Raw genomic sequence first — 11,266 nt, forward strand, 5'->3', positions numbered from 1 at the left:
GTGATCCTGATCTGTCGGACGTCGGGACCGGATCTCACGCAGCCCCGGTACGCCGCTCCAGTTCCGCTGTCGTGCGCTCCAGCTCCTGCACGATCATCGCCTCATCTGGCAACACGGTCTGGTATTCCGCCGCGAGAATCTTGTTCGGCAGGTTGTCCAGCGCGTAGTGTGCTTCGGCCGCACCTTTTTCGGCGCAAAGGATCAGACCGACAGGTGGATTCTCCCCAGGCTTCATCCAGTGCTCGCGCGCGTAGTTCAGATAGAGATGCATCTGCCCGGCGTCCGCATAGCTGAAGCGGCCGACCTTGAGGTCGATGATGACGAGGCATTTCAGACGTCGATGGAAAAACACCAGGTCGACCCTGAACCACGTGTCGTCGATTCGCAGACGGCGCTGCCGTCCAACGAAAGCGAAGTCGTCGCCAAGTTCCAGCAGGAAGTCCGCCAGATGCTGGATCAACGCCTCCTCAAGACCCGACTCCGAGTACTCGTCCTTGATGTCGAGAAACTCGAGGACGAACGGGTCGCGAATCGCCTCCTCTGGCGTGAGGAGATCACCCGGCTGAACATCAGCGGCTTTCCTGAGCAGGGCCGCCTTGTTGCGCGACAGCGCCAGCCGCTCGTAAAGCTGGCTACTGATCTGGCGGTCGAGTTGGCGCACCGACCAGCCTTCACGCAACGCCTCTGTTTCATAGAAAGCGCGAGCGGGCGCCGTCTTCACTGAAAGCAGGCGCACATAAGCGGACCAAGGCAACGTAAAACGGGCGGCTAGCGCCATGTAATCGGGCGCCGTTGCCATGGCGTCGACGACGTCATTCGCCGGCAGCGATTTTCCAGACGGCGTCTGGACATTTTCGGGGGCTGCAGATTTTCCAGACACTGTCTGGAAAATCTGCGCAGCCGGCCAGGCGAAATAGAAGGCGCGCATGCTGGCCAGATTGGCCTTGCCGAATCCGCGTCCGAAGCGACGCGTCAGGTCGTCCGCGAGCCGGGCAATCAGCGCCTGTCCGTAGCCCGCGCGCGCCTGCCCGCCCTGCTCACTGGCGACGATCCGCCGCCCGATCTCCCAGTAGGCGGCGGTCATCACGGCATTGACGTTGCGAGCCGCCGTGCGTCGCGCCGACTCGACGACACTGACCACTTCCTTATGCAGCCCGGCGTAGTCGCCGGGAATGATCGCCACCTTCGTCATGACGCGTTGACCGCATCCTTGAATGCCTTGCCGGCCGTAAACCTGACCGTCCTTGCCGCGGCAATCTGGATTTCGGCACCCGTCGACGGGTTGCGTCCGGTGCGTGCGGCGCGCTGCCCCGTCGAGAACGACCCAAAGCCCAACAGTTGCACGCCGTCGTCAGCGATCAGCGCGTGCATGCTCGCCCCGAGCACCGCATCGATGGCTTCACCAGTGGCGGGCTTGCTGTCGGCGGTGCGACCGGCGACAGCGTTGATGAGTTCCTGTTTGTTCATGGACAGCTCAGTTCCGTGAGTGATACCCGCACCCTACCGCATCGCACGGCGCACAGGCAAACCTGACGCTGGGCGACGTCGGCGTCGGCATCGCACGCCGCGACGGATGCCTGCCCGACGACCACTTCTCGATGTGACGCGTACAGCGGCGCCCGCGCATGCATCGCTTCATCGCCAGTGATCGTGGCTCGCCGATTCCACCTGAACGTGCAGCCTGAAATGATCGGTGATCGCCTAGCCGCGCGGGAACCGGCCAGGTTCCTGTTCATCCTGCTGTTCGAGTGCAACTCCATTCAGCTGCCTTTGTGTACACCCTCTGCATCGTTTGCGCGCGCTGGCGCTGCTATGCCTCGCAGACCCGATTACGGCCGGTTGACTTTGCTTCGTATAGGGCCGAGTCAGCCATCTTCACCAGAATCGCGCCATCGTGAACCGCTCGCCCTTGCGACGTCACCACGCCGATGCTCACGGTCACACAGCCATACCGGCTCTGGGCGTGTTCAATACTGAGATCAAATACGGCTTGCCGAATGGTCTCTGCGACGTTCGCGGCACCGGTCGCGTCGGTATCTGGAAGGGTCACCACGAACTCTTCGCCGCCATACCGCGCCACCTGGTCGGCCGGTCGGCGAACGCACAGAGCCACGCATTGAGCAACGGCTCTTAGTACCTCATCGCCCGCCTGATGACCATAGTAGTCGTTGTACGCCTTGAACTGATCGATGTCGACGAACAGCAGCGAGAGCGGACGGCCCGAGCGATTGGCCTGTTGCCATTCCTTCTGCAACGTTTCGTCAAAGGTGCCCCGGTTGCTCAATCCCGTAAGCGCGTCCGTACGCGCCAGATGTTGTAGTTTCGACTCCGCAAGCTGCCGCCGCCGTAGTTCACGCGACAACAGCAACGATCCTGCCCCAAGGATCACGCCGAACACCGCCATCACGATCTCAAGTCGCCTGGCCCGGCGTTGCCATTCCGCGTAAATGTCGTTCTCCGCGGGCGCCACGTCGACAATGATCGGGAGCCCGGGTAGGTGCTTGTACACGTAGAGCCTGCGGATCCCATCGATTGAGGCAGTGCCAGCGAACGCACCTTCGTTTGTCGACATCGCCTGAATAAACACAGGGGCGTTTCGGATGTCACGCCCGACCACCTTCGGATCGTAGGGCAATCGGGTGATCATGGTTCCGTTCGTCTCGATCACTGCCGCTGTACCGCGCTCCCCCACGGACAGGCCGTCCAGTAGAGCGCGGAAATAGTCGATGCTCAGCGTCCCAACCACGACACCGCCGAAAGAGCCGTCCGTGCGCGTAATCCGGCGACTCAGGGCAATCGTGAGCGCGCCGTCGCGCAGCCGCGACGCGTAGGGTTTGCTGATGTAGAGGCCGGTGTTGCCGCTGTCGCGGTGAAAGCTGAAATAGTCACGGTCAGCGAAGTTCCCGACCCGCGCCGGTATGAATCGGGAGTCCAGGACGATGTCGCCGCGCTCACTCATCACGAATATGGAGCCGAGGTACTTACCCGAAGCGGCGCGGTCAAACAACACCCCGCTTCGGATCCTCGGGGGGAGTGCCATCACCTGCGGATCCGCCACCCCGTCCGCTACCGCTTGCAGCGAAAGATCGTAGAGCTCGATGTTGCGAGCGATGTCCCGCTCGATGACCAGCATCAGGTTCCGTGCATTTTCCTCGGCGTGGTTGTAGGCATCGTTGCGTGACTCGAAAAGCACCCACGCGCAAAGGCTGCACGTGAACAGCGTCAGCAAAACACCACAAACGATCACACCAGATGGCGACAACACCCGCGAGGCGGCTGACGAAACGGATCTGCGCACAGAAAGCGATAGTGACGAACGCATGGAGCCTCATGAGACGAATTCATCCGCACGGTCTGAACAAACGTTGCCGCGCGCACGGGGCGGCAGACGTGCCTTCTGATAACAAGCCAACGTCATTTCTCGCGGCGCACGAGACCCCAAAACGACTCCGATTATCGCCGCACAGGATCTGACAAAATCATTACTTGAGTAATTTACTGGAACGCCAAGAGGCGGCCTTTTCAAATACCCGAGGCGACACTTGCCCAGCCACCGCAGGCGAGATGATATCTGCGGACAATCATTTGGACGCCGTGGGATGATAAATCGTATTCGACCGGTGGCAAGGGATGTCAACGTAGTTGAGGACCGTTTCACCGTTTTCCTGATGGACAGCGGCAAGTTGAAAATCCCCTTCCAACGATTAACCAGACTGCTCGCCGCATCGCGAGAGCAAAAGGCAAGCGGTTCGTGTGAACGCCGATGTCCCGGCAACAGCGACGTTCTTCGACGCCCTTAGAGTACAGGATGAACGGCCAGCAGCTCCCCCGTCCTCGTAAATGCGGATCTCGTGAGCCAAGCTGTGCATGTCGCACCGTGCGCCTGCGGGTGCCCGTTGCCAAGCTGAATGACTGTGGCTCTCGCCTGGCGCAAACGTCACTTCCAGAATCGTCTTTCAGAAGCGGCCGGTGTGACGTGATCGGATCGGCGTTCTCGCTAGATTAGACGTCAAAGAGTCAAACACGCACCGAACCGGGGCCGCGCCTTGCCGCAGCCGCGGCCAGAATTTCGCGGATTGAAGCAAGTGACCGCTCGGCAGTCGCAGTCGATATGTGCGGGCGCGACTCGCCGAATATTGGCGGCCTCAGACCTAGGCACCGGCAGACACGAGACACATAGGGCTTTGTCGGCCCGCCGCACCGCTCAGCGGCCGCGCCAAGGGCGGCCTCGCCGACCTGCTCCCGCAGCCAGGCGAGCGTTCGGCGATCCTTGTCGTTAAGAATACGAATCAGATGTTCCATATTGCCGACCCTGTATATATAACCAGTACTGTTAATATATACAGTATTGCTGCTGCGTTCAAGGTAAAAGTAGGGGTGCCACCGCGACCGCCGCCGATACACACTGCACCAGCGAACGGCACAACCGATCACCACCGCCGGAAAGCGATGGCCGTCATAGAGTGATTTCGTATTTTTCATCGCCGATTTACGCGGCCACCGCAGCAACGTGACAAGGCCCCTACGGTGATTGACCGGTGTTCGACTAGTGAGAAGGAGAACTCGACAAACGATAGCCTCGACTCCGAACCGTTTCGATCATTGTGTCAAATGGTCGAAGCGCATCGCGGAGGAACTTGATATGGACATCGACCGTGCGCTCCCTGGCATCGGGTTGTGCCATCCAGACCTCCTGGAGAAATGCGTCACGGGAAAGTACCTCTCCTGGATGCGCCAAATAAAGACGTAGGAGCTTGAATCCTGTCGGCGACATAGTGACAGCAACTTCTCAGTCCTCCCGCCGTACGAATACTCGATGTGACGTGAGCGACACGGTGATCCCAGGGACGCTCAAAAAATATCCTGAGAGTTCACGTTTGGTTGTGGGCGCAACATAACTTGTACACGGGCAAACAATTCCCTTGTTGAAAAGGGCTTGAGGAGATAGAAGTCCGCCCCGGCATCAACAGAGACAGTCTCGTCATGTCAGGCAACGTCCAGCCAAGAATCACAGCCGCCGGCAACCGCTCATCAATTTAATTCCTTCGCCTTTTTCCCCGTGAATGCAACCACAGGTCAATGCCCGCTTCCTGTGCATGTAGCCATAGCATTTCGGCTATCGAGGGGCCATCTTCAACAATCAGAATTTCAGACATGTGCTGGCCGAGGATCAGCGCGAGAGGTGGATTCGGAGCTAAAAAATCTGCCAGAGTTTATCCGAGAGAGGCGTGATGATAACCGCTGCCTTCCAGTTAATTGCGAACTGCAACTTTTTTTTCGACATCTCCTGGACACATTTATCGGAGAGCCAATTTTGTCGGCTTTCTGAAGACATGTTTGGTAGGTCCTGTTGACGCGCCATCGCGAATTGCAAGCCAATATTCAGGTTTCTGCCGCTAAAGTTTCACTCAGGGGTGTTCCAATTCGCCCTGCTTTAAAGGCAGTCGTGGCAGTTGCACTTCTAATAACATCCCAGGCAAGCTCCGCACGTAGTTGAAAGTGAACGCGCTGCACCGCGCAGTCGGAGTTTGCTCTGAAGGGCGTATACAACCAACAGGGGCTCCCCCACAATGTCGGTCAATTCAACAAGTCGCACCACCACTCTTCTTCTAACTTCGATCGCGGCAGCCTGCGTGCTGACCGCTTGCGGAGGTAATGACAACTCTACACCGGCGGCCAGCAACGCCCCCACGCAGACATTCGCGGGCGCCGTCGCCGCCGCCGGCTTCGTGCCGGGCAGCACGACTGGCGATCCAATCCTCAAGGCAGGCTACTACGCTGGCGCGACCGTGTGCGTCGACGCGAACGGCAACGGCAAGTGCGACGGGGCTGAAACCATCGCGACAACCGACAGCACGGGCCATTTCACGCTGAAGACCAGCGGCAGCGGCCAACTGATAGCCGACGTGAGCACCAAGGCCACCAACACGGCGACCGGCGCAGCCGCCCCGAGCCATATGATCCTGCGCGCCTCGGCGGCACAGATCGCCGACCAGGGCGCGACGAACGTCGTGATCAGCCCGATGTCGAGCGAAGTTCAGCGTCTGGTTGAAGCGAACGGCACGACCTACGCCACCGAGAAGGCCAACCTCGCGACGCGCCTGAGCGGTCCGGGTGTGGCCGCTTCGGCAGCGACTGTCGCTGCCGCCGACGTGCTCGGCGACGTGAACAAGCTGTCGGGCGCCGAGCAGTCGACGATCCTCTTTGAAGACAATGCACTGACGAACCGCTATACGTACGCAACGACCAAGCTCGATCGCGGCGACATGTACCCGGATAACCTCGCGGTTGCGGGCGGCGATCCGTCGCTCGTCGGCAAGGCGGGTGTGACCTCGACGACGGCCGTTGTGCCGACACAGACGCAGACGCCGATCACGTTCGCGCAGTCGCAGCAGGCTGCGTTCAACGTCGAAGGCATTCCGCGCTATGACGCGGTCTTCATTGTCATGCTCGAGAACCGCTCGATCGGAACCACGACGGGCGGCACGATCGGTATCGAGGGCTCGGGCGACGCGCCGTACATCGCCGGCAACCTCGACTTCACGAGCGGCAAGTGGAACCAGGCCACGACCTACTACTCGACCGGCAACCCGTCGGAACCGAACTACACGGCGCTCGGCGGTGCGGACGACTGGGGTATCACCGACGACAACTGGTGGGGTTGCGGCGTAGACGCTTCCGCGCTGAAGGACACCGCGTTCGCGGGCGGCAAGGCATCAGACGGTCAGCCGCTCGTGGCGACGCCCGCTGTTCCGGCCAACCAAAACGGTGACCTGTCCGGCTTTGGCACTTGTCCGACGGGGACGACCGCTGCGCACAACATTGTCCAACCGAACCTGTTCACGCAGTTGTCGAACGCCGGCCTCGCGTGGCGCACGTATAGCGAGTCGATGAACCCGGGCCAGGATCCGCGTACCGACAGCATCGCCGACCCGGCCGTAGTGGCCGGCTACAACGGCATCGCGGGCACCGTCACCGCCGGCCTGACCAGCCCGGCTCTGAACATGCCGTCAGCGCTGTACAAGACGAAGCATCACCCGGGCATGGCCTACCAGACCGCGCGTTCGCTGCCGGAATTCTTCGCTAGCAACCGTACGATCTTCGGTACGCAGTACGCTTCGGCGCTCCAGAACACGTCGGTGTACCCGGTCCCGTCAGGCTACAACTTCGACCAGTTCGATACGGACCTGCAGAACGGCGACGTTGGCGCGGTCAACTTCGTGGTTCCGGACCAGTGCGACGACATGCACGGCACGGGTAACGACCCGACCTGTAAGGGCGACAACCTCGTGAAGCGTGGCGACGCATACGTCCAGCAGGTGGTGACCAAGATCCAGGCTTCGCCGATCTGGAACAATCCGAAGCGTCACGTTGCGATCGTCGTGATGTTCGACGAAGGCGAAGGTAGCTCGACGTCGTGCTGCGGCTGGAACCCGAGTCAAACGTCGGCCGCTGAACCGCTCACGTTCACGAACGGCAAGTACACGCCGACGACGACGACGCAGTACAACAAGGGCAACCACGGTCACGGCAACTCGATCTTCGGCGTAGTCACGAACCATGGCGCGCAGGGCATCCAGGACAGCGACGCGTACAGCCACTTCGCGCTCGTGCGGACGCTGCAGGACATGTTCCAGCTCGCCGATCCGGCACCGGGCCAGGAGTCCACGTACATCGCCCGCTCGAAGTACACCGAGAGCTTCATCACGGCGAACATCCTGAACCTGCCGGAACTCGCGGACAGCGCTGATACGCACTTCGACTCGGTCCGTCCGATGAACCATGCGTACATCACGCCGCAGGGTTATACGCAGAAGCTGAATCCGGCCGACATCATCGGTACGCAGGAAGCTAATCGCCAGCCGGGTCCGGACAAGACCCAGACCAACATCTGGACGATCCAGTAAGTTTCACGGTCACGGGGAAAGGGCCCGCCCTTTCCCCGTCTGAAACCATCGCAGCTGCATGCCGGGTATGCCTCGCGCGTTACCCGGCACTTTTGTTGAACATCTCGCACATTTTCCCGGCCACCTCGCCTCGTGCGACTGCGGGGTCGCCCGGAAACTGACTTCCCGGCGAAAACTATACCAACCATGCGTACGCTATCTCTTGCTCTAATCTGCTCCGTTTCCGTGGTACTGGCCGCCTGTGGCGGCGGTAGCTCGTCCAGCAGCGACGCGTCAAGCCCATCATCTGGCGCATCGGCGCCTGCCGCCTCGACACTAAGCCAGAAGGCGCAGCTCGGCCAAACGATCTTCTTCGACAAATCTCTGTCGAGCAACAAGAACATGGCATGCGCGAGTTGTCATAGCCCGGCCTACGCATACGGGCCACCGAACAGCCTGTCGGTACAGCTCGGCTCCGATCCGTCGCTGTCGGGCGTGCGCGCGGTGCCGTCGCTGCGCTACAAGGCGATGACGCCGCCGTACGACGACAACGCGGCGAACCCGGACGGCGTCACGCAGAACGCGCCCGGCGGCGGCTTCATGCTGGATGGTCGCGCCACGACGCTCGCTACGCAGCCGGCGTTTCCGTTGCTGAATCCGATCGAGATGAACAACAGCTCGCCGGATGTCGTCGTGAAGGCCGTACAGAGCGGGCCGTACGCCGCGCGGTTCCAGCAGGTGTACGGCCAGGGCGTGTTCGGCAATACCATGGCCGCGTTCAACGATATCGGCGACGCGCTGCAGCAGTTCCAGATTGAAGAGCCGTCGTTCGAGACGTACACGAGCAAGTTCGACCTGTATATCGGCAACAAGCTCGGCGGCACCCTGACGGCCGCCGAGACGCGCGGTCTCAAACTATTCAATGACACTACAAACGGCGCCGGCTGCGCGGCCTGCCACTACGTGGGCGCCAACTTCCAGGGCTCGGTCGGTTTGATGACCGACTTTACCTACCAGGCGATCGGTGCGCCGCGCAACGACGCGTCGATCCCGAACAACACAGATCCGATTCCGGCCAACACGAACGCGTCATTCGTCGACATGGGTCTGTGCGGACCGTATGCGACGATCCACATTCCGGGCTCCGCGACGAGCGGCGCCGGTCCGGATTCGTTCACCGGCGTCAATGTCCCCGACCCGTATTGCGGCCGCTTCAAGGTGCCGACGCTGCGCAACGTCGCGACGCGGTCCGTGTTCTTCCATAACGGCGTGTTCCACTCGCTCGTGCAGGTGATCAATTTCTACAACACGCGCGACACCAACCCTGAATACTGGTATCCAAGCACGGGCGGCGATTCCAGCAACCAGGTGCAGAACCCGTCCTTCGCGCTGTTCCCGACCGCCGCGTCGGGTGCGACGGCCCAATCCTTCAACGATCTGCCCGCGGCCTATCAGGGCAATATCGACGAAGAACCGCCAATGGGACAAGGCCAGACTGACGCAGGTGGCACGACGGCGGCCGACGGTGCAAAGCCGCGCCCGATTCATTCGACGCCGCAGTTGACGCAGCAGGACATCGCCGACCTGGTGTGCTTCCTGAACACGCTCACCGATGGCTATCAACCGCCCGCCACGCCGCCCACCAGCGGCTCCTGCGTAAATTGACAAAATCGATGATCCTCGCACGCGGCCTGCCCTTCCAGGCAGGCCGCTTGCTCTGTCTTATCCGTACCTTAGCAACCTAACCTGAGCAACAAACACCATGACGCGACGTTCCATCGCCGCCCGCCTTGCTTGCGGTGCACTTGCCCTGAGCGCCCTGACCCTGTTCGCTGGCTGCCACGACAAGAGCCAAGACGTTAGCCGCGAGAATTTCACGGCTACCATCAACGACTTTCTCGCCCAGCGCGGCCACTTATGCCTCGCCAAATACGACTGGCCGATCTACGTGACGACGGACGATGTCGCCTCCGGTAGCCGCGACGCGGTACAGATGCCGGTGCTCGAGAAACTCGGTATCGTAGCGGGCAAGGATATGGTGGTCGAACGCACTGACCCCAGCGGCAAGAAGATCACCGCGAACGCTCGCCAGTACCAGTTGACAGCCGAAGGGCAGAAATACTATCTGCACATTCCGGAAGTCGTCGCGACCGCCACCTCGCGCGTCACGCACCCGGCTGATTTCTGTGCAGCCACGCTCACCCTCGACAAGGTGGTGGGATGGGAACGGCCAATGCAAGTGGAAGGTAAGACCGCCACCTCGGTCATCTATACCTACAAGATCGATCCGTCACCGTGGGCCAAAGATGCCGATGCGCAGCGCGTGTTCCCGATGATCAAGCGCGTGATCGAGGGCGCGGGCACGATGCAGTTGCGCGAAGGCGTGCATCTGACGTCGAACGGCTGGGTCGCCGACGAGGTCTTCGTGCGCTGAAACGCAGTAGGCGGGGAGCGCGTTTAGCCGCCCCGCAAACCGTTACGCCTGATCGCGAGGCACGAAGCGGCGAGTACGGATCCATTTGGTGGCCACCCACTTCTCGCCCGTCCGCAAGGGCGTGCTCGCATGTAGGGAGCTCGGATCGGAGAGCCCGAAACGGTTTCCATATTCGAAATAGAGGGCCTGGCCGCGCTGCGGCACTATCGACCATCCAAGCTGCGGGAACACGGTTTCACCACCGCCTTCCACATCGTTCAGATACATCAGCAGCGTGCCCACGCGCTGCCCGCTACGCGCGATCGACTCCTGATTCGCCGGGTTGCCCGCGATCAGATAGTCGACGTGCGACGTCGACTCGGCGCCCGCTTCGTAATGCAGCAGTTGCAGGCCCTCCCCGTTCTCGACCGGCAGGCCGGTGAGCTCGGCGATCCGCGCTTCGAGGCGCGCGATCAGCGGCGTTTCGCCCAAACGAAAGAACATGCCGTGGCTGCTGCGGTGGCCAGCCACGACATGACGGCCGGTCACCGGATCGACCACGGTCGAACGATCCAGCCGCGGCCGCGCGAGCGAGATCAGCTGCTCGCATTCGTTCGCGGTGAGAAAATCCGCGAGCAGTACCGAGGATGGCCGGTGCATCCGCGACATCACGCGCACCTTGCGTTCACCGAGCCGGATCACCGCACCGTCCGGCACGCGCAGCGGCTCCACTTCGTAAGTGACTGGCGCACCGCCGATTTCGAGCGTCTCGCCCGGCAACGGTGTCCCGTATAAAAAAGCCGAGGAGACCGCATCGACCATTGCCGACGCGAGCTCCGCTGCGTTATTTCGATCGACCAGCTCGCGCACGATCGCCTGTGGCGCGACGCCGCGTGTGAGATTGTGGACAATCCAGTCGCGCACTTCGACGGGGAAGCTAACTGTTATGGACATCGGAATGGTGAAC

9 protein-coding genes and 1 pseudogene are annotated in these 11,266 nt (G+C 61.2%); 3 read left to right on the forward strand and 7 right to left on the reverse strand.

All coding sequences use genetic code 11. The annotated features are described in order from the left end of the window. Nucleotides 1-34 precede the first annotated feature (34 nt). The 6 genes and pseudogenes from P0D80_RS34840 to P0D80_RS34855 form a co-directional block, all read right to left on the reverse strand. Complete coding sequence (locus P0D80_RS34840; RefSeq protein WP_408290611.1) at nt 35-1,192, reverse strand: PDDEXK nuclease domain-containing protein; 1,158 nt, start codon at nt 1,190-1,192, stop codon at nt 35-37. Further along, entirely contained in the window at nt 1,189-1,467 is a 279-nt protein-coding gene (locus tag P0D80_RS34845) for an HU family DNA-binding protein (protein ID WP_408290613.1), read from the reverse strand. Before P0D80_RS34845 ends, P0D80_RS34840 begins: the two co-directional genes overlap by 4 nt. A 343-nt stretch (nt 1,468-1,810) precedes the next feature. Continuing rightward, a complete protein-coding gene (locus tag P0D80_RS34850) occupies nt 1,811-3,322 on the reverse strand; it encodes a sensor domain-containing diguanylate cyclase (RefSeq protein WP_408290615.1) in 1,512 nt (503 codons plus the stop codon). A gap of 695 nt (nt 3,323-4,017) precedes the next feature. After that, nucleotides 4,018-4,302, reverse strand: a complete 285-nt coding sequence (locus P0D80_RS52035; protein ID WP_132381007.1) for a CppA family protein — start codon at nt 4,300-4,302, stop codon at nt 4,018-4,020. Nucleotides 4,303-4,410: 108 nt separating this feature from the next. Further along, nucleotides 4,411-4,482 (reverse strand): annotated as a pseudogene (locus P0D80_RS51925) (IS6 family transposase); the annotation flags it as partial. 64 nt (nt 4,483-4,546) lie between these two features. Then, nucleotides 4,547-4,774: a winged helix-turn-helix domain-containing protein gene (locus tag P0D80_RS34855; RefSeq protein WP_408180896.1), complete on the reverse strand. Its 228-nt coding sequence runs from the start codon at nt 4,772-4,774 to the stop codon at nt 4,547-4,549. A 796-nt stretch (nt 4,775-5,570) separates the two neighbouring features. Between P0D80_RS34855 and P0D80_RS34860 the strand changes: the two genes are divergently transcribed. From P0D80_RS34860 to P0D80_RS34870, 3 genes are all read left to right on the forward strand, one after another. Then, complete coding sequence (locus P0D80_RS34860) at nt 5,571-7,907, forward strand: alkaline phosphatase family protein (RefSeq protein ID WP_408180895.1); 2,337 nt, start codon at nt 5,571-5,573, stop codon at nt 7,905-7,907. Nucleotides 7,908-8,093: 186 nt separating this feature from the next. Then, on the forward strand, nt 8,094-9,551 hold the full coding sequence (locus P0D80_RS34865; protein ID WP_408290619.1) for a cytochrome-c peroxidase: 1,458 nt from the start codon (nt 8,094-8,096) through the stop codon (nt 9,549-9,551). A gap of 97 nt (nt 9,552-9,648) precedes the next feature. Next, nucleotides 9,649-10,320: an SEN1982 family lipoprotein gene (locus P0D80_RS34870; RefSeq protein ID WP_408290621.1), complete on the forward strand. Its 672-nt coding sequence runs from the start codon at nt 9,649-9,651 to the stop codon at nt 10,318-10,320. A gap of 42 nt (nt 10,321-10,362) precedes the next feature. Here the strand turns inward: P0D80_RS34870 and P0D80_RS34875 are convergent, their stop codons facing one another. Next, nucleotides 10,363-11,253, reverse strand: coding sequence for a 2OG-Fe(II) oxygenase (locus P0D80_RS34875; protein WP_408290623.1), 891 nt, complete (start codon nt 11,251-11,253; stop codon nt 10,363-10,365). Nucleotides 11,254-11,266 lie beyond the last annotated feature (13 nt).

It is taken from the genome of Paraburkholderia sp. RL17-373-BIF-A (genome assembly GCF_046030175.1).
Classification (GTDB): Bacteria; Pseudomonadota; Gammaproteobacteria; order Burkholderiales; family Burkholderiaceae; genus Paraburkholderia.